General features: G+C 73.7%; 23 protein-coding genes. 7 read left to right on the forward strand and 16 right to left on the reverse strand.

Features of this window, described 5'->3' with window-relative positions; translation table 11 throughout:
• Positions 1-18: 18 nt before the first annotated feature.
• Positions 19-249 (forward strand): hypothetical protein, encoded by a 231-nt coding sequence (locus ACYVHQ_RS04440; protein WP_460510927.1) that lies wholly within the window; start codon positions 19-21, stop codon positions 247-249.
• Positions 250-506: 257 nt separating this feature from the next.
• A complete protein-coding gene (locus tag ACYVHQ_RS04445) occupies positions 507-815 on the forward strand; it encodes a hypothetical protein (RefSeq protein WP_460510928.1) in 309 nt (102 codons plus the stop codon).
• 31 nt (positions 816-846) lie between these two features.
• Here the strand turns inward: ACYVHQ_RS04445 and ACYVHQ_RS04450 are convergent, their stop codons facing one another.
• The 4 genes from ACYVHQ_RS04450 to ACYVHQ_RS04465 form a co-directional block, all read right to left on the reverse strand.
• Positions 847-1,110, reverse strand: a complete 264-nt coding sequence (locus tag ACYVHQ_RS04450; RefSeq protein WP_460510929.1) for an antitoxin VbhA family protein — start codon at positions 1,108-1,110, stop codon at positions 847-849.
• A 37-nt stretch (positions 1,111-1,147) separates the two neighbouring features.
• On the reverse strand, positions 1,148-1,399 hold the full coding sequence (locus ACYVHQ_RS04455; RefSeq protein WP_460510930.1) for a hypothetical protein: 252 nt from the start codon (positions 1,397-1,399) through the stop codon (positions 1,148-1,150).
• Positions 1,400-1,562: 163 nt separating this feature from the next.
• Positions 1,563-1,796, reverse strand: coding sequence for a PLDc N-terminal domain-containing protein (locus tag ACYVHQ_RS04460; RefSeq protein ID WP_460510931.1), 234 nt, complete (start codon positions 1,794-1,796; stop codon positions 1,563-1,565).
• A 107-nt stretch (positions 1,797-1,903) separates the two neighbouring features.
• Complete coding sequence (locus ACYVHQ_RS04465) at positions 1,904-2,617, reverse strand: helix-hairpin-helix domain-containing protein (RefSeq protein ID WP_460510932.1); 714 nt, start codon at positions 2,615-2,617, stop codon at positions 1,904-1,906.
• Between the two features lie 195 nt (positions 2,618-2,812).
• Here ACYVHQ_RS04465 and ACYVHQ_RS04470 point away from each other — a divergent pair, with 195 nt between their 5' ends.
• Entirely contained in the window at positions 2,813-3,022 is a 210-nt protein-coding gene (locus ACYVHQ_RS04470) for a hypothetical protein (protein ID WP_460510933.1), read from the forward strand.
• A 153-nt stretch (positions 3,023-3,175) separates the two neighbouring features.
• Here the strand turns inward: ACYVHQ_RS04470 and leuS are convergent, their stop codons facing one another.
• Together leuS and ACYVHQ_RS04480 are read right to left on the reverse strand one after the other, a co-directional pair.
• Positions 3,176-5,749 (reverse strand): leucine--tRNA ligase, encoded by a 2,574-nt coding sequence (gene leuS / locus ACYVHQ_RS04475; protein ID WP_460510934.1) that lies wholly within the window; start codon positions 5,747-5,749, stop codon positions 3,176-3,178.
• A 129-nt stretch (positions 5,750-5,878) separates the two neighbouring features.
• Positions 5,879-7,390, reverse strand: a complete 1,512-nt coding sequence (locus ACYVHQ_RS04480; RefSeq protein ID WP_460510935.1) for an anthranilate synthase component I family protein — start codon at positions 7,388-7,390, stop codon at positions 5,879-5,881.
• A 597-nt stretch (positions 7,391-7,987) separates the two neighbouring features.
• On the opposite strand from ACYVHQ_RS04480, the gene ACYVHQ_RS04485 reads away from it, so the two are divergent.
• Positions 7,988-8,848 carry an aminotransferase class IV gene (locus ACYVHQ_RS04485; protein WP_460510936.1) on the forward strand — a complete coding sequence of 287 codons (861 nt, stop codon included), beginning with the start codon at positions 7,988-7,990 and terminating at the stop codon, positions 8,846-8,848.
• Positions 8,849-8,990: 142 nt separating this feature from the next.
• Here ACYVHQ_RS04485 and ACYVHQ_RS04490 read toward each other — a convergent pair whose 3' ends face one another.
• The 9 genes from ACYVHQ_RS04490 to ACYVHQ_RS04530 all read right to left on the reverse strand — a co-directional run bounded on the left by ACYVHQ_RS04490 (position 8,991) and on the right by ACYVHQ_RS04530 (position 19,166).
• On the reverse strand, positions 8,991-10,826 hold the full coding sequence (locus ACYVHQ_RS04490; RefSeq protein WP_460510937.1) for an amino acid ABC transporter ATP-binding/permease protein: 1,836 nt from the start codon (positions 10,824-10,826) through the stop codon (positions 8,991-8,993).
• A complete protein-coding gene (cydD, locus tag ACYVHQ_RS04495) occupies positions 10,823-12,565 on the reverse strand; it encodes a thiol reductant ABC exporter subunit CydD (RefSeq protein WP_460510938.1) in 1,743 nt (580 codons plus the stop codon). Before cydD ends, ACYVHQ_RS04490 begins: the two co-directional genes overlap by 4 nt.
• Before the next feature lie 13 nt (positions 12,566-12,578).
• The gene (gene cydB, locus ACYVHQ_RS04500; RefSeq protein ID WP_460510939.1) at positions 12,579-13,580 is read right to left on the reverse strand and encodes a cytochrome d ubiquinol oxidase subunit II; all 1,002 of its coding nucleotides are present in this window, start codon (positions 13,578-13,580) and stop codon (positions 12,579-12,581) included.
• A gap of 1 nt (position 13,581) precedes the next feature.
• Entirely contained in the window at positions 13,582-14,994 is a 1,413-nt protein-coding gene (locus ACYVHQ_RS04505; protein ID WP_460510940.1) for a cytochrome ubiquinol oxidase subunit I, read from the reverse strand.
• Positions 14,995-15,184: 190 nt separating this feature from the next.
• Positions 15,185-16,111 (reverse strand): ABC transporter substrate-binding protein, encoded by a 927-nt coding sequence (locus ACYVHQ_RS04510; RefSeq protein ID WP_460510941.1) that lies wholly within the window; start codon positions 16,109-16,111, stop codon positions 15,185-15,187.
• Entirely contained in the window at positions 16,108-16,845 is a 738-nt protein-coding gene (locus ACYVHQ_RS04515; RefSeq protein ID WP_460510942.1) for an ABC transporter permease, read from the reverse strand. The genes ACYVHQ_RS04510 and ACYVHQ_RS04515 overlap by 4 nt, the downstream gene beginning before the upstream one ends.
• Entirely contained in the window at positions 16,842-17,522 is a 681-nt protein-coding gene (locus ACYVHQ_RS04520) for an ABC transporter permease (protein ID WP_460510943.1), read from the reverse strand. The genes ACYVHQ_RS04515 and ACYVHQ_RS04520 overlap by 4 nt, the downstream gene beginning before the upstream one ends.
• Entirely contained in the window at positions 17,519-18,415 is an 897-nt protein-coding gene (locus tag ACYVHQ_RS04525) for an ABC transporter ATP-binding protein (RefSeq protein ID WP_460510944.1), read from the reverse strand. Before ACYVHQ_RS04525 ends, ACYVHQ_RS04520 begins: the two co-directional genes overlap by 4 nt.
• A gap of 121 nt (positions 18,416-18,536) precedes the next feature.
• Positions 18,537-19,166 (reverse strand): TetR/AcrR family transcriptional regulator, encoded by a 630-nt coding sequence (locus ACYVHQ_RS04530; RefSeq protein ID WP_460510945.1) that lies wholly within the window; start codon positions 19,164-19,166, stop codon positions 18,537-18,539.
• Between the two features lie 141 nt (positions 19,167-19,307).
• Here ACYVHQ_RS04530 and ACYVHQ_RS04535 point away from each other — a divergent pair, with 141 nt between their 5' ends.
• The 3 genes from ACYVHQ_RS04535 to ACYVHQ_RS04545 all read left to right on the forward strand — a co-directional run bounded on the left by ACYVHQ_RS04535 (position 19,308) and on the right by ACYVHQ_RS04545 (position 21,447).
• On the forward strand, positions 19,308-19,955 hold the full coding sequence (locus ACYVHQ_RS04535; protein ID WP_460510946.1) for an SOS response-associated peptidase family protein: 648 nt from the start codon (positions 19,308-19,310) through the stop codon (positions 19,953-19,955).
• A 26-nt stretch (positions 19,956-19,981) separates the two neighbouring features.
• Complete coding sequence (locus ACYVHQ_RS04540; protein WP_460510947.1) at positions 19,982-21,034, forward strand: App1 family protein; 1,053 nt, start codon at positions 19,982-19,984, stop codon at positions 21,032-21,034.
• 86 nt (positions 21,035-21,120) lie between these two features.
• Entirely contained in the window at positions 21,121-21,447 is a 327-nt protein-coding gene (locus ACYVHQ_RS04545; protein ID WP_460510948.1) for a DUF6504 family protein, read from the forward strand.
• A 116-nt stretch (positions 21,448-21,563) separates the two neighbouring features.
• Here the strand turns inward: ACYVHQ_RS04545 and ACYVHQ_RS04550 are convergent, their stop codons facing one another.
• Complete coding sequence (locus ACYVHQ_RS04550) at positions 21,564-22,187, reverse strand: DUF6518 family protein (RefSeq protein WP_460510949.1); 624 nt, start codon at positions 22,185-22,187, stop codon at positions 21,564-21,566.
• Positions 22,188-22,236: the final 49 nt, after the last annotated feature.

Below are 22,236 nucleotides of genomic sequence, written 5' to 3' on the forward strand. Positions count from 1 at the left end.
CGATCGTGAGGAGCGACCATGAGCGACCGTGGAACGAGGTCCTTCACCATGCTGCGCGAGCTCAGGACGCCCTGGGTAGCCGCTCTCGGACTCGTCCTCTACGGCGGAACGGCGGTGATCCTCGGGCTCTACTTCTCGAGGCCCGAGCTGCGTGGCTCGCTAGAGCCCTGGATGGGCTTCGGTACAGCCGTCGTCCTCTGGGGGTACGTGATCCTCCTCAGCGTCCGTGCGCGCAGGCACCGGCGTTAAGCAGAAGGCTCGCCCGCCAGCTGACACTGACACCACACGTCGACCCTCGTCGCCCTTCCTGGGCGACGGGGGTCTTCTCTTTCGCTCGAGCACCCCGCTACGGTGCCGAGAGCGGCCGGTACCGAGCGCTGCGCAGCACGACCCGAAGGAGCAGCGCGAGGAAGACCGACCGCGAGTACGCATCCCTCGACGCGGCGATCGACGTCCGCGGCTCCCCCGACGAGAACGTCCCCACGTACCGGAGCATCGTCGAGACCGTGCCCGTCGGCTGCCTCTTCGAGGACAGCCAGCGAGGCGTGCGCCTCGTGCGCTCGGGCGACGGGCCCGACCTCTGGATCACCTACGGCCACGCCAGCGCCTTCGTCTCCGAGGACGAGGCCCGGCGCGCCGCCCCCGGCTGCAGCGTCGGGCCCACCATCGAGCGACCCGGCGAGTGGACGGTCCTCCTGCCCGAGAACCGCCACCGCTACCCGGACGGCTCCCCCTCGACGGCGAAGCTCTACGGCGAGGTCTGCCCCGACTGCTCCATGGAGCGCTCTCTCGAGGGGTCGTGCAGCTGCAGCTGACGCTGCAGCCTGTGCCCCTGTCGCGTCTGACCTAGCTCGAGCTCGCGCCCGCGGCGCTCGGCCGTCCGCCGGTCCCGCGCAGGCGCTCCGCCTTGGCGTCGGTGCGCCGGCGGTACTCTTCAGCGTCGATCTCGCCGGTGGCCTCGGCCACGAGGTCGGCCACGTCCTCGCGATCGGGCACCCAGCCCTCGTGCCACGACGAGGCGAGCGACTGCACGACGGCGCGACGCTGCCTCGCCTCGAGCTCCTCGAAGAGCTTCGGCCAGCGTTCCTCGATGTCGAAGGGCTCGTCCATGCCTCGATCCTCGCAGAGGCCCCTCGCGGAGGGTCGATCAGGCGTGCGGCGCGGCCTCGTCCGCCGCGTCCGCCGGCGCGCACTCGTGCTCCCGCAGACGACGACGTTCCCTCAGCACGATCCACAGGCGCGTCAGGAGTCCCGTACCAGCCGCCATCGGGTGGTCACGGAGCGCTGCCGCTTCCGTCGGCAGCGACCCGACGAGGACACCGGCGACCAGGATCGCGCCCGACCACGCCCAGTCCGGATGGTGTCGGACGATCTCGGCGACAGCGGCTCCCACGATCACCGCCGACGCCGCGGCCGGCGCCCACCGATGGCGCGCCGTGCTCGCGCCGGCGAGCCCCTCACGGCGACGCGCTAAGTGCGGGCGGCATCCTCTTGGAGCGCGGCCCGGCCGAGTGGTGCGCACGCCGCTGTCGGCGCTCCGGCGAACGGGCTGGACCGACTCCCTACCGCCCGGCGGTGCTCAGCGCGGCCTCGAGCTGCGGGGTCCTGTCTCCGACGAGGAACCAGGCGACGGCACCGAGCAGGGGCACGACGACGAGGGCGACCAGCCAGGCGAGCTTCGAGGCGCGAGCGATGACGGCGCTCCGCACGACCTGGACGACGGCGGTGACGACGAGCGCGGCATAGGCGACGAGGACGAGCCCCGCCACGGCGACCGCCAGGATGGTGTCGGACATCGTCCCCCTCCTTCAGGCCCGGACCCGGGCCGGTCGCCCCAGGGTAGCCAGCGCGCCCTCCCACCTCAACGGGTCGGACGCGAGGAGGCCGACACGTCCCTCCCCGCTCACGGCGCCACCAGCGGCCGCAGCTTCTCGAGCGTCTTCTCGCCGATGCCCGGCACCTCGAGCAGGTCGTCGACCGTGCGGAAGCCCCCGTGCTCGTCCCGCCAGGCGAGGATCGCGGCGCTCGTGGCCGGCCCCACCCCGGGCAGCGTCTCGAGATCGGCGGCCGTCGCCGTGCCGAGGTGCACGAGGCCGTCAGCCGGGCCGCTGCCCAGGGCCGCGCCTCCTGCGCCGGCACCGCCGCCCTCGGGGGCAGGAGGCTCCTCCCCCACAGCGGGGACGCGCACCTGCTCGCCGTCCGCGACCGTCCGCGCCAGGTTCACTCCGCCCTGGTCCGCGTCGGCGGTGAAGCCGCCCGCGGCCGCGACGACGTCGACCAGCCGTGAGCCCGCCGGCACCTCGTAGAGCCCCGGCGTGACCACCTGGCCGAGCACGTGCACGAAGACCGAGCCCGACACCGGGCCGGCACCCGACCCGGGGTCGGCGGTCGAGCCTCCTGCCGTCGCGTCACCGAAGGGCGACCCCGAGGACGCACCCGACCCGGACGCGTCGCCGTCGACCAGCTCGGTCGAACCGCTCCCCGACGAGAAGGCCGTGACCGCCACGGCGACGGCGGCGAGCACGAGCAGCAGCACGACCACCGCGCCCACGCCCACCCGCCAGCGCGGCCCCTTCGGCCGCGCCGGGTCGTCGGCGCGCGTGAACGTCACGGTCATGGGCGGCACGTTACGCAGACGGGCCTCGCACGGCGGGTGAGCGTCAGGACGGGAGGGGACGGCTGCGGGCACCACCGACTGGGGAGGAGGGATGGTGCCGCGCGCGACGCGGGGGCTTTCGGGCCCGAGGCAGTGTCCGTACAGTCGACGGATGGACACGACGACGCTCCCCGACGACACCGACAAGGCCGTCACGTGAGGCTGACGACGGCCTGGTTCTTGGTCTTCTCGATCTTCGCGGTGGTGGTCGGCGCGACGCTGGCCCCTGCGGAGAACGTCCTCGGCGGCCTGCTCGTCATCGCCGGGGGCGTCAGCATCGGCCTCGCCCTCCGCATGCTCAAGGACGAGCAGCGTGCCGCCCAGCGGCATCGGCGCGCGGGCGATCGGACGACCGGCACCTCCTGATCGCGGAGGGCGTGCTCCGCCCCTCAGCGCCTCTTCACGATCGCCCCACCGACACCCGAGCACGCAACCGTCCCCGAGCACGCCCCGCACGCGACGACGGCCGCCCCGGGGCACCCGGAGCGGCCGTCGTCGACGGAGCAGCAGCAGCCGCCGTCAGTCGGTCTTCTTCACCGCGATGTTCACCATGCGCGGCGCCTTGACGACGACCTTGACGATCTCGCCGTCGCCGATCGCGCGCTGCACGGCCGCCGATGCGCGCGCCAGGGCCTCCAACTCGTCGCCGTCGATCTTGGGCGAGACCTCGAGGCGATCGCGCACCTTGCCGTTGACCTGCACGACGGCCGTCACGCTCGACTCGACCAGGAGGTTCGGGTCGGCCTTGCGCCAGCCGGCCGTGGCGATGCCGAGGCCGTCGTGGCCGAGCACCTCCCACATCTCGCTCGACGTGTAGGGCGCGAAGAGCGACAAGCCGAGGGCGACCGTCTCAGTGGCCTCGCGCACGGCGGGGTCGCCGGCGCCGGGGCCCGAGTCGATGGCCTTGCGCACCGCGTTGACGAGCTCCATGAGGCGCGCGACGACGACGTTGTACTTGAACGCCTCGCTGAGCCCGGGGGCGTCGGCGAGGAACCGGTGGGTGACCCGGCGCAACGCCTGGTCGCCGTCGCGGAGGTCGACGCCGGGCGCGCTCGCGACGTCCTCGGCGAGGCGGAACGCCCGCGCCAGGAACTTCGCCGACGCGCCGGGCGAGACGTCCGCCCAGTCGATGTCGTCCTCGGGGGGCCCGGCGAAGGCCATGGTGAGGCGGATCGCGTCGACGCCGTGCTTGTCGATCTCCTCCGAGAGGCTCACGACGTTGCCCTTGCTCTTGCTCATCTTGGCGCCGTCCTGCAGGACCATGCCCTGGTTGAGCAGCGCCGTGAAGGGCTCGGTGAAGTCGACGTGGCCGAGGTCGAAGAGCACCTTCGTGATGAAGCGGGCGTACAGCAGGTGCAGGATCGCGTGCTCGACGCCGCCGACGTACTGGTCGACGGGTGCCCACTTCGACGCGAGCTTCGGGTCGAACGCGGCGTCGGCGTTCTTCGGGTCGAGGAACCGCAGGAAGTACCACGAGCTGTCGACGAAGGTGTCCATCGTGTCTGCGTCGCGGCGGGCCGGCGAACCGTCGCGCGGGTCGGGCACCTCGACCCAGTCGGTCGCGGCGCCGAGCGGCGACGACCCCTTGGGCTTGAGGTCGAGCCCCTCGGTCGACGGCAGCAGCACGGGCAGCTCCGACTCGGGCACGGGCACCTCGACGCCGTCGGCGCCGTGCACGATCGGGATCGGCGTGCCCCAGAAGCGCTGGCGCGAGATGAGCCAGTCGCGCAGCCGGTAGGTCTTGGCGGCGCGACCGCTGCCGGAGGCCTCGAGCAGCTCGACGACGCGCTTGATGGCGTTCGACTTGCTGAGCCCGGTGAGCGGCCCGGAGTCCATGAGACGGCCCTCACCCGTGAGCGCCACGCCGGTGCGCGCGGGGTCGAGGACTGGCACGTCATCGGGCAGGATCGCCTGGCCGTGCTCGTCGAGGTCGAGCTTGGGGATCACGCCCGTCACGGGAGCGTTCGTGTCGACGACGACGCGGACCGGCAGCTCGTAGGCGAGCGCGAAGTCGAGGTCGCGCTGGTCGTGCGCGGGCACGGCCATGACGGCCCCGTGGCCGTAGTCGGCGAGGACGTAGTCGGCGGCCCAGATCGGCATCGGCGACCCCGTGACCGGGTTCACCGCGACGCGGCCGAGGGGCACGCCCGTCTTCGGACGGTCGGTCGACTGGCGCTCGATCTCGGTCGACTTCTGCACCTGCACGAGGTACTCGTCGAACGCGGCGCGCACGTCGTCGGTGGCGTCGGCCACGAGCTCGGCGGCGAGGTCGGAGTCGGGCGCCACGACGAGGAACGTCGCGCCCCAGAGGGTGTCGGGCCGCGTGGTGAAGACCGTGACGCGCTCGTCGCGGCCCTCGACCTCGAAGTGCACCTCGGCGCCCACCGACCGGCCGATCCAGTTGCGCTGCATGTTGAGCACCTTGGTCGGCCAGTGGCCCTCGAGCTGGTTGAGGTCGTCGAGGAGGCGGTCCGCGTAGTCGGTGATCTTGAAGTACCACTGCGTGAGCTTCTTCTTCACGACCACGGCGCCCGAGCGCTCCGACGTGCCGTCGGCGAGCACCTGCTCGTTCGCGAGCACGGTCTGGTCGACCGGGTCCCAGTTGACCCAGCTGTCCTTGCGGTAGGCGAGGCCCTTCTCGTACATCTTGAGGAACAGCCACTGGTTCCACTTGTAGTACTCGGGGTCGCTGGTGTGCAGCACGCGGTCCCAGTCGAAGCTGGGCGCGTAGAGCTTCATGCTCTGCTTCTGCTGCTCGATGTTGGCGTAGGTCCACTCGCGCGGGTCGACCCCGCGCTTGATGGCCGCGTTCTCGGCGGGCAGGCCGAAGCTGTCCCAGCCGATCGGGTGCAGCACGTTGAAGCCCTGCTGCCGCCAGTAGCGCGTCACCATGTCGCCGAGGGCGTACTGCTCGGCATGCCCCATGTGCAGGTCGCCCGACGGGTAGGGGAACATGTCGAGGATGTACTTGCGCGGCCGCGTGTCGTCGGGGTCGACGGCGAAGGGCTTCGCCTCCTCCCAGATGCGCTGCCACTTCTCCTGCAGGCGGGAGACGTCGTAGCGGACGTCGGTGGTGTCGTGCTCGTGGGCCACGGGACTCTCAATCGCTCCTGGTCGGACAGGCGAGGCCCCGCGGGCACGACGTCGTGCGGGCGTGGCCCCGCACCACAGTAGCGAGTCGGGGCAGCCGCGGCGAACGACGGCTGGAGGCGCGGGTCGCCCTCAGCGAGCACCGAGCGCGGCGAGGGGCGCGGCGGCCTTGAGGCGCGCCTCCTGCATCTCGTCGGCGGGCACCGACGACGACGTGATCCCGCCCCCGACGCCGAGGGTGGTGCGGTCCTGACCGACGACGAGCGACCGGATCACCATGGCGAGGTCGGCGGTGCCGTCGCTGCCGATCCGGCCGACGACGCCCGCGTAGGCGCCGCGCGGCCGGGGCTCCCACGCGTCGAGCAGCTGCACGGCCCGGCGCTTCGGCGCCCCCGTCATCGAGCCCGCGGGCAGGCACGCCGCCAGGGCGTCGAGCACGGTCGCCCCGGGCCGCAGCTCGCCGCGGACGGTGCTCACCAGCTGGTGCACGTGCGGGTGCGAGTGCAGCGCGAGCAGCTCGGTGACGGCGACCGTGCCCAGGCGGCAGACCCGGCTGAGGTCGTTGCGGACCAGGTCGACGATCATGAGGTTCTCGGCGCGCTCCTTCTCGCTCGCGAGCAGCTCCCGGGCCGAGGCTGCGTCGCGCTCGGGCTCGGCGTACCGCGGGCGGGTCCCCTTGATGGGCGACGAGGCGACGACGCCGTCCGCGCCGACGGCGAGCGCGCGCTCGGGCGACGCACAGAGCAGGGCCGTGCCGCCGACGCGCACGAACCAGGCGTGCGGTGCGGGCGAGGACCGCCGGAGTCGCGCGTACGTCGCGAGCGCGTCCGTCGGCCCCTCGACGGTGACGGTCGTCGTGAGGCACAACTGGTACGCCTCGCCGTCGCGGATCGCGGCCTGGCAGCGCCGCACCAGGTCGAGGTAGTCGTCGCCGTCGACGTCCCACCGCGCGACGCGCGAACCGGCCTCGACGTGCGCGGGCTCGGGCAGGGCGACGGGCACGTCGGGCCAGGCGGCCGCGAGGTCGTCGTGCCAGGCGGGGTCGCCGACGCTCGTCGCCTCGACGACACCCGTCGCGTGGTCGAAGGTGAGCACGTGGTCGAGCCGGAGCAGGGCGAGGTCGGGCGTGGGCTGGTGGGGGTCGCCGTGCTGCGGGTGCTGCGGGTGCTGCGGGTCCAGGGGGTCGCCGTGCTGCGAGTGCTGCGAGTGCTGCGAGTTCAGGGGGTCGCCGTGCTGCGGGTGCTGCGGGTGCTGCGAGTGCTGCGAGTTCAGGGGATCGCCGTGCTGCGGGTGCTGCTGCGAGGGCTGCGCGTCACCGTGCTGGAGGTGCTGCGGGTCGAGGCCGAGCAGCCAGCGGCCGGTGCCGTGGCCCAGCCAGCCCGCCCACCCCGTCGGATCGGGCGCGCCTCCTGCGGGCACGGGCGTCGGCGGGGGCAGCTCCGCCCGGAGGACTGCCCACGCCGCCTCGAGGGTCCCGTCGCCGGCGCACCCCGTGAGGGCGGGGCCCCAGCCCACCGTCGAGGTGCCCGTGGCCGCACCGGCCCCGGCGTCGTGCCAGGCGACGTCGGAGGGCACGAGGGCGGAGGCGACCACCGCCTCCGGATCGCGCCAGGGCAGCACCGACCGCAGCAGTTCGTGGACCACCCGACGAGTCTAGGAGGGCGGGCCGGGCCGCCCGTCCGGCGGCGCCGGGCTGCCCTTCCGGCCGCGCCGGAGCACCCGTCCGGCGGCACCGGGCTGCCGAACGCGACAGCGGCCGGGCGACACGCCGCCAGGAGGACCCGAAGTCCGGCCGGGCACCACCGTCCTGTCGCCTTGTCGGAACTGGAGGTCCGGGGCGAGGCCGAGCCGCGCCTCCTGACGGCCGGCGTGCGTGCAGCCGCGGCTGCGCCGCCGAACGCGACAGCGGGCGGGCAACACGCCGCCAGGAGAACCCGAAGTCCGGCCGGGCACCACCGTCCTGTCGCCTTGTCGGAACTGGAGGTCCGGGGCGCGGCCGAGCCGCGCCTCCTGACGGCCGACGCGCGTGCAGCCGCGGCTGCGCCGCCGAACGCGACATCCGACCCACGACACGCCGCCAGGAGGACCGGAAGCCCGGCCGGGCACCACCCTCCTGTCGCCTTTTCGGAAGTGGGGCTGGTCTCCGGGGCAGGCTGGGCAGGTTGGGGGGCGGGCCGGGGCAGGCTGGGCGCGCGCGGGCGCCGGCGGGGGCAGGAGGGGTGGGGCGCTTAGCCTGGGCGGGTGAACGTCGCGAAGGTGTCCCGGTGGTCCGACGACGGGTGGGTGCCCGACGAGGGCGGGGCTGTGGGCAGCGTGCTGGTCGCCGACTCGTGGCTGGTCGACGACGGGCTGGTGCGGGCGCTCGACGTGCACCGCGACCGGTTCGCCGGGTCCGTGGCGGACGCCGTGCCCGCCCTCACCGCCGAGGTGGCGGGCTTCTGGTCGGCCGTCGTCGCCGCACTCCCGCGCGAGGGGGCGTGGTTCCCGCGCGTCGAGCTCGTGGAACGGGTGCCCACCGACCACGAGCACGACCACGACCGCGAGAACGACCACGACCACGACCACGGTCGCCGCCACGACCGGGCCGACGAGGGCACGGGCCTCCTCCTGCGGCTGCACCTGCGCCCCGCGCCCGAGCGGCGCCGCGACGTCGTCCTGGCGACCGCCCCCACGGACCCGCGCACCGCCCCGCTGGTCAAGGGCCCCGACCTGGCCGCGCTCGGCGCGCTCCGCGAGGCCGTCGCTCCCTCGGGCGCCGAGGAGGCCGTGCTGCTCGCCCCCGACGGCACGATCGTCGAGGGCGCCTGGAGCTCCCTCGTCTGGTGGGAGGGCGATGCGCTCTGCCTGCCCCCCGCCGACGTCGCCCGGCTGCCCGGCGTCACGCTGCGGACGGTCCTCGCCCTGGCCGCCGCCCTGGGCGTCGACGTGCTGCACGAGCGGCGCCGACCCGACGAGCTCGACGGGCTCGAGGTCTGGTCGCTCAGTGCCCTGCACGGGGTTCGCATCGCGACCCGCTGGGTCGACGGTCCGGCCCTCGCCGAGCAGCCCGGCCGCCTGCGCTCCTGGCGCGCCCGGCTCGACGCGCTGCGCCGGCCCCTCTGACCCGGCGGCCCCGACGCCGCCCCTCTGCCCCAGCGACCCGACGTGACCGCCCCGACGTGGTCGCGTCGACGCGGTCGCCCTGACGCCGCCGTCCGCGCCGACGCCCCGAGGCCACGGCGCCAGGCGGTCGCCCCGCCGCCGGTCACGGCCGGGTCGGCAGCTCCCGCACTCGGCCGTCCTCGACGCGCAGGCGTCGGGTGACGAGCTCCTCGGGGACGGGCACGTGGCTGGCGAGCAGCACGGTCCGGCCGTCCTGCCGCGCCGTGCGGAGCACGTCGTCGACGAGCTGCGCCGCCTGCTCCGGGTCGACGCCCGCCGTCGGCTCGTCGAGCACGAGCACGGGGAACCCCCGCAGCAGCGCCCGGGCGAGCGAGATCCGCTGCGCCTGACCGCCCGAGACGAGGGCACCCCGTTCCCCGATCCGCGCTCGGAGGCCGCCGCGCTCGGCCAGCCACGGCCCGAGCCCGACCCGGTCGAGCACGGCCTCCAGCTCGGCGTCGGACGCGGTGTCGCGCGCGAACAGCAGGTTCTGCCGCACGTCGTCGTCGAAGAGCCACGGGTCCTGCTCGAGCAGGCCCACGACCTCGCGCACCCGCTCCCCCGGCACGTCGCGGGCGGACCGTCCGCAGACGCGGTACGAGCCTCCGTGCTCGAGGAACCGCACGAGCACCGCCGCGAGCGTGCTCTTGCCGCCGCCGCTCGGGCCCTCGACGACGATCCGGTCCCCCGCGCGCACGACGAGGTCGACGTCGCGGAGGGCGTCGCCGCCCTGGCCCGGCCACCGTGCCGAGAGCCCGGTCAGCTCGAACACCGGCGCCCCCGCGGCGGGCACCACGAGCGCCTCGCCCCGCGGGCCGGGGGCCGGGACCGGGGCAGGGTAGGAGGCCGGGGCCGGGGCGTCGACGGACGTCGCGTCCGTGCCGGAGCCGGGTGCGCCTCCTACGCCCTGCACCGCGCGCACGTCGGCCGACCTCGAGGCAGCGCGGTCGGCGTCGAGGTCGTCGAGGGACTCGTCGACGACGCCCTCGGGGACGGCCTCGGGCACCGCGGCGTCGACGCGGTCGCCGCTCGCGCGCACCCGCCGCCAGGCGAGCACGGCCACGGGCACGCTGCCGACGACCTCGAAGACGGCCAGCGGCACGAGCGCCACGAGCGCGAACGCGGGCCCGGACAGCTCTCCCGCGGCGACCGAGGGCGCAGCCGCCGACACCGAGGCGACCACCGCGGCGCCCGACAGCAGCGACAGCAGGGCCGTCACGAGACCGCTCGTCGAGGCGCGGCGGAGCTGCTCGCGCCGCACGAGGCGGTCGAGGCGCGCGACCTCGGCCAGCTGCCGGTCCAGGGCGTCGAACGCGACGAGCACGTCGAACCGCTGCACCAGGTCGAGCACCGCCGTCGAGAGCCTGCCCCGGGCCTCGGCGCCGCGTCGCTCGGACGCGGTGGCGAGGCGGTCGGCCAGCACCGATCCCACGACGGAGGCCACGACGAGGCAGGCCAGCAGCGCCCCGGCCGCCGCGGGCGAGACGACCGCGACGCCGACGACGGCCGTGACCGCCGTGACCCCCGCGACGACGAGCGGCTGGACCACGCGCAGCGGGAGGTCCTGCAACGCGTCGACGTCGGAGACGACCCGGCTGAGCAGCTCGCCGCGGTCCGTGCGCCCGAGGCCGGCCGGCGCGATGCGCGCCAGCCGTCGGTACAGCTCGGTGCGCACGACGGCCAGTTGCCGGAACGCCGCGTCGTGGCTGGCCAGCCGTTCGAGGTAGCGGAACACGGCCCGGAACAGCGCGAAGGCGCGCACGCCCACGATCGCCATCGACAGGAAGAGGATCGGCGGCTGCTCGGCGGCCCGCGTGATGAGGAACGCGCTGGACGCGAGCAGCGCGACGGCGCAGAGCGCGCTCAGCGTGCCGGCCGCGAGACCGGGCCACGAGCGCCGGAGGCCCGGCTGGGCCGTGCGCAGCAGGCTGCGGTTCACAGGGCCACCGCCCCGGCGGCGCCACGCTCGAGGGCGACGACCGCGTCGGCGGCGGCGCGCACGGCCGGACGGTGCGTGACCACCACGACGGCGACCCCTCGCGCGGCCACCCTCCGCAGCCCGGCCACCAGCTCGGCCTCGGTCACCGGGTCGAGGGCGCTCGTGGGCTCGTCGACGAGCAGGAAGCGGCAGCCGCGTCGCTCGAGCCGGTACAGGGCACGGGCGAGCGCCACGCGCTGGGCCTGCCCGCCCGACAGCCCCGTGCCTCCCGGGCCGAGCGGGGCGGCGGGGTCGACGCCGCGCGCGCCCGCGGTGTCGAGGCAGGCCGCGACGAGCGCGGGGTCGACGTCGTCGCCGAGCGCCACCGCCTCGGCGACGGTGCCCGCGGTCAAGGCCGGCTCCTGACCGGCCCACGCCGTCTCGTCACGGTGGGGAGGCAGGCCCGTGCTGCGCCAGGCGACCGTCCCGTCGTGCCCGGTGAGGCCGAGCAGTGCCGTCACGAGGGTGGACTTGCCGACGCCGCTCGCGCCCACGACGGCGGTCACCGCACCGACCTCGGCGACGAGGTCGACGGGCTCGAGCGCCTGCACGTCGCCGTGCCGCACGGCGACGCCCCGCACGACGAGGGCGTCTCCGGCGGCGCGTGCGGGTGCGGCTGCGGACGCCGGTGCGGACGCGGACTTGGCTGCGGACGCGGGTGCGGACGCGGACTTGGCTGCGGACGCGGGTGCGGACGCGGCTGCGGGTGCGGACGCGGCCGCGGACGCCGCCACGTCGGCGCCCCGCCGGTCCTCGTCGAGGACGGCGAACACCTCGTCGGCGGCCGCGACGCCGTCGGCCGCCGCGTGGTAGTTCGCGCCCACCTGGCGCAGCGGCAGGTACGCCTCGGGCGTGAGCAGCAGCACGAAGAGCCCTGCCGTGAGGCCGAGCGAGCCGTCGACGAGCCGGATGCCGATCGACACCGCCACGAGCGCCACCGACAGCGACGCCGCCAGCTCGAGCGCGAAGCCGCTGAGGAAGGACACCCGCAGCACCTTCACGGTCTCGACCCGGTACTCGTCGGTGAGCGCACCGATGCGGGCCACCTGGCGCCGCTCGCGCCCGAAGGCCTTGAGCGTGGACAGGCCGCCGACCGCGTCGAGGAACGCCGTCGCGAGGCCCGTGAGGCGGTCCCACTGGCGATGCTGGGCCGCCTGCGTGCTCCAGCCGATGAGGACCATGAAGACCGGCACGAGCGGCAGCGTGAGCACGATGACCAGTGCCGACAGCGGGTCCACGACGAACGTCACGACGACGATCAGGGGCGTCGCGATCGCCGTGAGCAGCAGCTGCGGCAGGTACTTCGCGAAGTACTCGTCGAGGGCGTCCAGGCCGGGGCCGACGAGCGTCGCGAGCCGTGCCGAGTGCTGTCGGGCGAGCCACGCGTGGCCCCGACGGGCGATCGCGTCGACCACGCGCCCGCGGAGCTGGCTCTTCACCGCCGCGGCCGAGCGGGCGGCCACGGCGTCCAGGGCCCAGAGCACGACCGCGCGCACGGCGACGGTGCAGGCGAGGCCCAGGAGGGCCGGCGCGAGGTCGTCGGGCGCCCTCCCCTCGACGACCGCCACGACCGCGGCGGTGAGCCACCAGGCGAAGGCCACGGTGCAGGCGGTCTGCACGAGGCCCAGCAGCGCTCCGCCCACCAGGAAGGCGCGGGCGGCGGCGGCGTAGCGCAGGAGGCGCGGGTCGAGCGGCTTCACGGGGGCTCCTGCCTCAGTGCCCGGCGGGGATCGCGTCGCGCGTGACGCGCTTGCGGAAGATCCAGTACGTGAACCCCTGGTAGAGCAGGATCAGCGGCACGAAGACCAGCGCGACCCAGCTCATGATCGTGAGCGTGTAGGTGCCGCTCGCCGCGTTCTCGATGGTGAGGGAGTTCGCGGGGTCGTTGCTCGCCGGCATGACGAACGGGAACAGCGCGGCGAAGAGGCTCACCACCGCGATGCCGATGGTCGCCGCCATGAGGCCGAAGGCCCGCAGCTCCGCGCCGCGGAGGTTCGCGACGAACGAGGCCACGAGGGTCGTGGCCGCGAGCACGGAGAGCAGCGTCGACAGCGGCGAGCCGTGCGCCAGGGACGTGGCCGTGAGGAAGGCCGCGGCGACCACGATCGTGACGATCCCTGCCCGCACCGCGAGCCTCCTGGCCCTCTCCCGGATCTCGCCCTCGGTCTTGAGCGAGACGAAGACGACGCCGTGCGTGAAGAACAGCAGGAGGGTCGTCGCGCCGCCCAGGAGCGCGTACGGGCTGAGCAGGTCGAGGAACCCGCCGATGTGGTCGTGGTCCGCGTCCAGCGGCACGCCGCGCACGACGTTGGCGAAGGCGACGCCCCAGAGGAAGGCGGGCACGGCCGACCCGACGACGATCATGAGGTCGAAGCGGCGCTTCCACGCGTGGTCGGGGCGCTGGTGCCGGTACTCGAACGAGACGCCGCGGAGGATCAGCGCCAGCAGGATCAGCAACAGGGGCAGGTAGAAGGCGCTGAACATGGTGGCGTACCACTCGGGGAACGCCGCGAACAGCCCGGCCCCGGCCACGATGACCCACGTCTCGTTGAGGTCCCAGACCGGGCCGATGGTGTTGATGAGCACGCGGCGGTCGGTGTCGTCGCGGCCGAGGAACGGCAGCGACATGCCGACGCCGAAGTCGAAGCCGTCGAGCACGAAGTAGCCGACGAAGAAGAACGCGATCACCGCGAACCACAGGGTGGGCAGGTCCATCTCAGTACACCGTCGCTTCGTGTCGGATCGTGCCGGACTCGGGATCGGGCTCGGGGGCGTCGTCCGGGCCCGCCTGCGCCGCCCTGACGATCAGGCGGAACTCGACCACCGCGAGCGAGCCGTAGACGACCGTGAAGGCGACGAGCGAGATCAGCACCTCGAGCCCGGTGGTGCTCGGCGAGACGCCGTCCTCGGTGCGCAGCAGCCCGAAGACCAGCCACGGCTGCCGCCCCATCTCGGTGAAGACCCAGCCGACGATCATCGCCAGCAGCGGCAGCGGGAAGCTCCAGGTGGCCGCACGCCAGACCCAGCGGTTCTGGGGCGTCCGGCCGCGGCGGGTGAGCCAGAGGCCGAGCACCGCGATGCCGATGGCGAGCATGCCGAGGCCCATCATCCAACGGAACGACCAGTAGGTGACCCAGATCAGCGGCGTGTAGTCGCCGGGGCCGTAGAGGGTCTCGTACTGGGCCTGCAGGTCGTTGATGCCCTCCACGGTGCCGTCGAAGGTGTGCGTCGACAGGAACGACAGGAGGTACGGGATCCGGATGCTGAACAGCTCGCGCACGCCGTCCGGGGTGCCGAGCGTGAACACCGAGAACGAGGCGTCGGCACCGGTCGAGGTGCGGTACATGGCCTCGGCGGCGGCCATCTTCATGGGCTGCGTGTCGACCATGGCGAGGCTCAGCTGGTCACCGGTGAGGAGCGTGAGCCCCCCTGCCGCGACCATGGTCCAGAGGCCGAACTTCAGCGCAGGTCGCATGGTCTCGAGGTGCTGGCCCCGGTGCAGGTGCCAGGCCGCGACGCTGATGATGACGGCGGCCGACACCATGAAGCAGGCGAAGATGGTGTGCGGGAACGCCGCCAGGGCGACCTTGTTGGTCAGCACCTCGACGATGCTGGTCAGCTCGGCGCGGCCCTTCTCCTCGTTGACGGCGAAGCCGACCGGGTTCTGCATGAAGGCGTTCGCGGCGATGATGAAGTACGCCGAGAGGATGCTGCCCACCGTCGCGCCCCAGATGCTCGCGAGGTGCAGCTTCTCGGGGACCTTGCCCCAGCCGAAGATCCAGACGCCGATGAAGGTCGCCTCGAGGAAGAACGCCAGGAGGCCCTCGAGCGCCAGCGGGGCCCCGAAGACGTCGCCGACGAAGCGCGAGTAGTCGGACCAGTTCATGCCGAACTGGAACTCCTGCACGATGCCGGTGACCACGCCCATCGCGAAGTTGATGAGGAAGATCTTGCCGAAGAAGCGCGTGAGCTGGAGGTAGTGCACGCGGCCCGTGCGGACCCAGGCCGTCTGGAACACGGCGACCGTGAAGGCCATGCCGATGGTGAGCGGCACGAACAGGAAGTGGTAGATCGTGGTGAGCCCGAACTGCCAACGGGAGAGCAGCAGCGGGTCGAGCAGGTCGTTCATGGGGCGTTCCTCGTGACGAAGGAGACCGGGAGCCGTCGCGCCATCGGGACGATCCGAGCCTACGTCGCACGTTAGGCAACACCTGTTGTTTAGAGGGGGTCCGACCCGGGAGCTCGCCGAGAGTCCCCGGACGCGGCACGGGGACCGGAGGCGAGCCTCCGGTCCCCGTGCCGTGACGGTCGTCGACGCGTCAGAGGAGATCCTTCTCGGTGAGGTACTCGGTGGCGATGGCCGCCGAGGTCTCCTTGTCCTCCGTGCTCTTGGCGTTGAGCATCTGGAGGTCCTCCGTCGTGAGCACCTCGTTCACGGCGTCGATGGCCTCCTGCGCGCCCTCGTCGACCCGGTCGGACACGATCGGCACCACGTTCTGCGGCAGGATCAGGTTCTCGGGGTCCTCGAGCACGACGAGGTCGTTCTCGGCGATGAGCGGGCTCGACGTGTAGATGTCGGCCAGCTGCACGCTGCCGTCGAGCAGCGCACGGACCGTGAGCGGGCCGCCGCCGTCGTCGATGCCGACGCTCTGCACGTCCACGCCGTAGACGCTCTTCAGCCCGGGAGGACCGTAGGGACGGGTCTCGTTCTCGGGCGGTGCCCCGACCGACAGGGTGCCGTCGAAGTCCGCGAGGTCCGCCAGGCTCGTGATGTCGTTCTCCTCGGAGAACTCGCGCGTGACCGTGTAGCTGTCCTGGTCGTTGGCGTCGGCCATCTCCAGGCTCGAGAGCCCGTCGGGCAGGGCCTCGGAGAGGGCCTCCGCGACCTCCTCCGGCGAGCTCGCGTCGAGGTCGTCGACGTAGTACTGCACGAGGTTGCCCGTGTACTCGGGGAACACGTCGATCGAGCCGGACTCGATCTCGGGCAGGTACACCTCGCGCTGGCCGATCTGGTACTCGCGCTCGACGTCGTAGCCCGCGGCCTCGAGGGCCTGTGCGTACAGCTCGGCGATGATCTCGTTCGAGTAGTACGCCTGCGAGCCGACGACGAGGGCGTCACCGGACGCCGCCTCGTCGGACCCGGAGTCGAGCGGGTCGCCGGAGGCGCATCCTGCCAGGGCCACGGAGGCCCCGATCGCGACGGCACCGAGAACGGTGAGCCGGCCCTTCTTGTTCACTGTGATCACTGTGTTCCTTCCTGGAGGGGTTCGTTCGTCGTGCGCGTCCGGGAGGCCGGGGCACGGGAGTCGGAGGGGCGGCCCGCGGTCACGCCGGCCGGGACGACCAGGCGCTGCGCGATCGCGAAGACGATCTCGAGGACGATCGCGACGGCGATGACGAGCATCGACCCCGCCACCATCTGCACGTAGTCGTTCGAGCGGAGGCCGCGGAAGATGTAGGTGCCGAGCCCGCCCGCGCCCACGACGGCCGCGACCGTGGCGGTCGCGACCACCTGCAGCATCGCCGAGCGGAGGCCGCCGATCAGCAGGGGCAGGCCGAGCGGCACCTCGACCTGCGCGACGATCTGGCGCTCGGTCATGCCCATCGCCCGAGCGGCGTCGACGGTGGCCCGGTCGACGGCCTCGAAGCCCGCGTACGCCCCGGCGAGCACGCTCGGGATCGCGAGCACGACGAAGGCGATGACCGGCGGGGTGCTCCCGATCCCCATGAGCAGCGCGAGCAGGAAGACCAGGCCGACCGTCGGCAGGGCGCGGACGCCGCCCGTGAGCGCGACGGCGATCGTGCGGCCCTTGCCGGTGTGGCCGATGAGGTACCCGGCGGGGATCGCCACGACGCTCGCGAGGGCGACGGCGACGACCGTGTAGAGCAGGTGCTCGCCCACGCGCACCGGGATGCCGTCGGGACCGCTGAGATGGGCCGGATCGACGATCCAGGCCAGGGCCTCCAGGAAGAAGTTCACGCGGCGGCCCCCACGAGCGCGCCCTGGCGCCGCTCGGTCCGCGACGGGCCTCGGCTCCACGGCATGAGCGCCCGGCCGAGCAGCACGAGGGCCGCGTCGACGAGCAGGGCGAGCACGATGGTCATGACGATGCCGGCCACGATCTCCTCGAGGATGTACCGCTGCAGGCCGTCCGTGAAGAGCAGGCCCAGGCCGTTGATGCCGATGAGGCCGCCCACGGTGGCGAGGCTGATGGTGCTCACGGCGACGACCCGCAGGCCCGCGAGCAGGACCGGCCCCGCGAGGGGGACCTCGACGCGCCAGAACCGCTGCCAGGACGAGTAGCCGATGGCCGTCGCCGACTGGCGCACGTCGGGCTCGACCGAGGCCAGGCCGTCGGCCACGGACCGCACCATGAGCGCCAGCCCGTACAGCGTCAGCGCCACCACGAGGTTCGTGTCGCTGCGCAGGCCGTAGCCGACGATCGTCGGGAGCACCACGAGGAGGGCGAAGGAGGGCACCGAGTAGAACAGGCCCGCCACCGTGAGCACGACGCCGCGGAGCGGCGCGACGCGGTTGGCGGCCCAGCCGATCGGCAGCGCGAGCACGAGCGAGGCCACGATCGCGATCGACGAGAGCTGCAGGTGCACCAGCGTCTTGTCCAGGATGAAGTCGGCGTTCGACCAGACCCAGTTCACGACGCTCGCCCACCCTGCGCCGGGGCACCCGGTGCCCGGGGGGCATCGGCCTCGGAGGGGGCGGGCACGGGGACCGGCACGGGTGCGGTGATGACGCCCGCGGTGCGGCCGTCGCCGTCGACGACGACCTGGCCGTCGGGGGTGTCGCGCAGGGACAGCGCCCGCTTGCCGCGGTTCGCCCCCACGAAATCGGCCACGAAGTCGGTGGCGGGGGCGCTGAGGATCTCGTCGGGCGAGCCCTGCTGGGCGATGCGGCCGCCCTTCTCGAGGATCACGACCTGGTCGCCGAGCAGGAACGCCTCGTCGATGTCGTGCGTGACGAAGACGACGGTCTTGTCGAGGTCGCGCTGCAGGCGGCGCAGCTCGCGCTGCAGGTCGGCGCGCACGAGGGGGTCGACGGCGCCGAAGGGCTCGTCCATGAGCAGGATGTTCGGGTCGACCGCGAGACCGCGCGCGACGCCGACGCGCTGCTGCTGTCCGCCGGAGAGCTGCGACGGGTACCGGTCCGCGAGCGACCGGTCGAGGCCCACGGTGTCCATGAGCTCGAGGGCGCGCTCCCGGGCCTGGCGCTTCGCGGTGCCCGTGAGGACCGGCACGGTCGCGATGTTGTCGACGACCTTGCGGTGCGGCAGGAGTCCCGAGTTCTGCATCACGTATCCGATGCTGCGGCGCAGGGCGACGGGGTCGAGGCCCGCGACGGACTCGCCGTCGATCTCGATCGTGCCGGACGTCGGGTCGATCATGCGGTTGACCATGCGGAGGATCGTCGTCTTGCCGCACCCGCTCGACCCGACGAACACCGTGGTGCGTCGGGACGGGATGGTGAGGGTGAAGTCGTCGACCGCGCGGGTGCCGTCGGGGTACTGCTTGCTCACGTTGGTGAACTGGATCATGGGTGGCTCATTCCTCGTGGGCAGCACGAATCGACACTTGCCAGGGGACCACCCAACCACAGCCGCCCCGTCGGCGCACCGCTGCGGCGCGTGCGTGTCCGTGCGACGAAGCGAGGAGCCCTCAGCGCGCGGTGACGACGGGTTCGAGGGAGGCGCGCAGCACGCGACGGCACTCGGCGACGAGGGCCTCGTCGGGAGCGCCCCCGCGGGCGGCGTGCGCGACGAGCGCCTGCGCGGTCTCCACGGCGACGTCGGCGGGCACGGCGAGCGCCTCGGCGGTGGTCGCGTCGGTGCGGGCGGCGAGCGCGGAGCGCAGCAGGTCGGCGAGGGCGGGGCCGTCGTCCCCGTCGACCTCGGGGCGCTCACCGAAGCGGACGGCTCGGAAGCCGGGCTCGGTGCGGTGCAGTTCGACCAGGCAGTCCACCAGGAGGTCGACGGGCGCGGCCCAGTCGTCGCCCGCCTCGGCGAGCGCGGCGTCGAAGCGCTGGCCGAGACGCTGCAGGCACCGGAGCGCGAGGGCGTCGACGACGGCGATGCGGTCGGGGAAGTAGCGGTAGACCGTGCCGATGGACGCGCCCGCGCGCTCGGCGACCATCGCGGTCGTGAGGCGCTCGTAGCCGATCTCGTCGATGAGGCCCGCCGCCGCGTCGAGCAGGCCGGTGAGCCGCGCGGAGCTGCGGGCCTGGACGGGCTCGTTGCGGAGCAGGGACGCTCCGCCGGGCAGGGCGTCGGCGACGTCGGTGACGGTCACGGTTCCTCCTTCGTGCGCACCGGCGACGACCGGTGCGCGGCGCTGCGGCTGCGTCGTGGGAGGGGCTCCCTCGCGACGACGCGATGCCCGGCGAGGGCACGGCCTGCCGGGGACACGCTGGACCTGGCGGAGAATGGTCGCATGAGTGGACGATTCGCCATGGCCCGCGCCGCGGAGGACCTGGTGGCCCTGTTCGACGTGGACGTGTCGGGGGACATGCTCCCAGAACCTTCCTGGAACATCGCTCCGACCGACGAGGTGTGCCTCCTCGTCGACGCGGCGCCGCGCGGGGCCGACGCGGGCGGGCCTCCTGTGCGCCGTCTCGCCTCGGCCCGGTGGGGCCTCGTGCCGTCCTGGGCGCCCGACCCCTCGGTCGGCGCCTCGGCCGCCTTCGCCGACGTCGAGACCGTGGCCGAGGAGCGCACGACCGCCGAGGCGGTGCTCGCCCGCCGCGGGCTCGTGGCGGTGACGGGATGGAGCCCCGACGGGCGGGCCCGCCTGCACCTGCCCGACGACGAGGTGCTCCTGCTCGCCGCCGTCTACGAGTGGTGGCGGGCCCCGGCCGCGCCCGACGGCGGGCCGACGCGGTGGCTGCTGTCGACCGCGGTGCTGAGCCGCCCGGCGACCGGCGTGGCGGGGGCGACCGGCGCCTCCGGCCGGATGCCCGTCTTCGTGGGGTCGGACGTCATGGACGAGTGGCTCGACCCCGAGGCCGAGGTCGACGGCGACCTGCTCGCCGGGCTCGTGGGCGAGGCGGGCGAGCTCGCCGACCGGTTGGTCGTCGCCTGAGCGCGCCCTCGTGGGAGGATGACGGCATGCCCGACTCCCGCAAGGTCGCACCGCCCGCCGCCGTCGAGCCGATCCTGCACCGGGCCGCCCGCATCGAGGACGCCCTGCACGCCTTCCGCGAGAAGCGCGCCCGCAAGCGGGGGCTGCTGCCCACGATCGTGCCCTACACGGGCTACGGCTCCCCGGGCTGGGCACGCGTGCTCTGCCGCGTGCTGCTCACCCGCACGGGCTCGCTCGAGGGCGCTGGCTCGGCCGACGTGCGCGGCTGGCGCAGCTTCACGAGCGCACCGGTCGACGCCGCCGAGGTGCAGGTGCGCCTGGGCGGGCGGGTCCACACGGTGCACGCCGACCGCGGCGGCGTCGTCGACGTGCGCCTCGAGTGCGAGCTCGAGCCCGGCTGGCACCTCGCGACCCTCACCACCGAGGGCTCGCGCCCGGTCGAGGCACCGGTCCAGGTGATCGCGCCCGACGCGCGCTTCGGCGTCGTCTCCGACATCGACGACACGGTCATGGTCACGGCCCTCCCCCGCCCGATGCTGGCGGCGTGGAACACCTTCGTGCTCAACGAGCACGCCCGACGCCCCGTGGCCGGCATGGCGGTGCTCTACGAGCGCCTGCGCGAGCAGCACCCCGGCTGCCCGGTCGTGTACCTCTCGACGGGCGCCTGGAACGTCGCCCCGACGCTCTCGAGGTTCCTCTCGCGCAACCTGTACCCCGCTGGCCCCCTGCTGCTCACCGACTGGGGCCCCACGCACGACCGCTGGTTCCGCAGCGGCCAGGAGCACAAGCGCGAGTCGCTGCGCCGCCTCGCCGCGGACTTCCCCGAGCTCCGCTGGCTGCTCGTCGGGGACGACGGCCAGCACGACGAGGACCTCTACGGCGCGTTCCTGCGCGACCACCCCGAGAACGTCGCCGCCGTGGCGATCCGCCAGCTGTCGCCCAGCGAGGCGGTGCTGGCCGGTGGCCGGTCGCGCACGGACCAGGGCGACGGGTCCGACGTCCCCTGGGTGAGCGCTTCCGACGGGGCCGGGCTCTGGGAGCAGCTGCTGCGGACGGACGTGGCGCGCCGCTCCTCCTGAGCCGCGACGCGCCGTCGACCCTGGTGCCTGTCGGTGGCCCTTCGTACACTCGAACACGTGTTCGAACGAGGGTCAGGAGGCACGAGGTGCGGGTCGACGAAGAGGTACCGGTCGAGACGACCGAGCGGGGTGCTCCGCTGCGGTTCGAGTGGCGGGGCGTGACCTACGGGGTGGTGAGCTCGCCCGAGCTCTGGATCACCCGACGCGACTGGTGGCGCTCGACGCCGCGAGCACCGCGTGGTGCCGGGGCCGACCTGCTCGAGCTCACGGTGTGGCGGGTCGACGCCCTCCCCCTGACGGACGGGGCGTCACGCGTCGACGGCACCTTCGACCTCACGCTCGACCCGCTGACGCAGCGCTGGTCGCTGCTCGGGGTCTTCGACGACCGGGTCGACGAGCAGCTGTTCGCCTGAGTCGGCGCGACGACCCCGCACGGCCCCGCACGGCGCCACCCGGTGCGTGCGCCCTCGCCCGACGACCCGCGGAGGCCTCCTGCCCGTCCCGATCGGACGCGACGTGCGGGGACTCCTCAGAGGGCCGAGAAGAGCAGCACGAACGCCGTCGCGCCCAGGGCGGTCAGCACGACCGACACGACGCGGTCCCGCGATCGTCCGAGCCGACGCAGGACCGTCCAGGCGAGCAGTCCGAGGCCGATGACGATGCTGAGGACCCACCACAGCCAGCCCGTGGTGTCGAGGACCCGGAGCAGGCCCCACGTGCCGTCGCCGATCATGACCGCGGCGACCACCCCGGTACCGGCCGCACGGGCGAGGCCCGACGCGGATCGCCAGGCGAAGCCGGCCAGTCCGACGATCGGGCCCGCGAGCGTCGCCACGACGAAGTAGAAGTCGCCGGGCCCGTAGGAGTCCGGGAACCCGCGCAGGGTCGAGACGATCGCGTACCCCTGGAGCAGCGCGTGGAAGACCAGCAGGCCCAGGCCGGCGGCCACCCACCAGAGCCGCGCGCTCCCCCACCGGGTGCCGACGACGACCACCACGAAGGCGAGCAGGGTCCAACCGCCGTTCGAGTTGGCGAACGGACGCAACCCGTCGGGCAGGTACTGCTGCCCGAACGACGTGGCACCCCCGAGCACGAGACCGACGGCTGCACCGAGCAGCCACCATGCGAGCGCCTGGGCGGAGGAACGGATCATGGCTCCAGGATCACAGCGGCGAGCGCGCGCGGCATCGGACCGGAGGACG

It is taken from the genome of Frigoribacterium salinisoli, assembly GCF_054781095.1.

Coding starts and splice junctions, on each gene's coding strand:
- ACYVHQ_RS04440 (WP_460510927.1), top strand. CDS start 19: ATGAGCGACCGTGGAACGAGGTCCTTCACCATGCTGCGCGAGCTCAGG.
- ACYVHQ_RS04450 (WP_460510929.1), bottom strand. CDS start 1,110: ATGGACGAGCCCTTCGACATCGAGGAACGCTGGCCGAAGCTCTTCGAG.
- ACYVHQ_RS04460 (WP_460510931.1), bottom strand. CDS start 1,796: ATGTCCGACACCATCCTGGCGGTCGCCGTGGCGGGGCTCGTCCTCGTC.
- ACYVHQ_RS04465 (WP_460510932.1), bottom strand. CDS start 2,617: ATGACCGTGACGTTCACGCGCGCCGACGACCCGGCGCGGCCGAAGGGG.
- cydB (WP_460510939.1), bottom strand. CDS start 13,580: ATGGACCTGCCCACCCTGTGGTTCGCGGTGATCGCGTTCTTCTTCGTC.
- ACYVHQ_RS04505 (WP_460510940.1), bottom strand. CDS start 14,994: ATGAACGACCTGCTCGACCCGCTGCTGCTCTCCCGTTGGCAGTTCGGG.
- ACYVHQ_RS04525 (WP_460510944.1), bottom strand. CDS start 18,415: ATGATCCAGTTCACCAACGTGAGCAAGCAGTACCCCGACGGCACCCGC.
- ACYVHQ_RS04535 (WP_460510946.1), top strand. CDS start 19,308: ATGAGTGGACGATTCGCCATGGCCCGCGCCGCGGAGGACCTGGTGGCC.
- ACYVHQ_RS04540 (WP_460510947.1), top strand. CDS start 19,982: ATGCCCGACTCCCGCAAGGTCGCACCGCCCGCCGCCGTCGAGCCGATC.
- ACYVHQ_RS04550 (WP_460510949.1), bottom strand. CDS start 22,187: ATGATCCGTTCCTCCGCCCAGGCGCTCGCATGGTGGCTGCTCGGTGCA.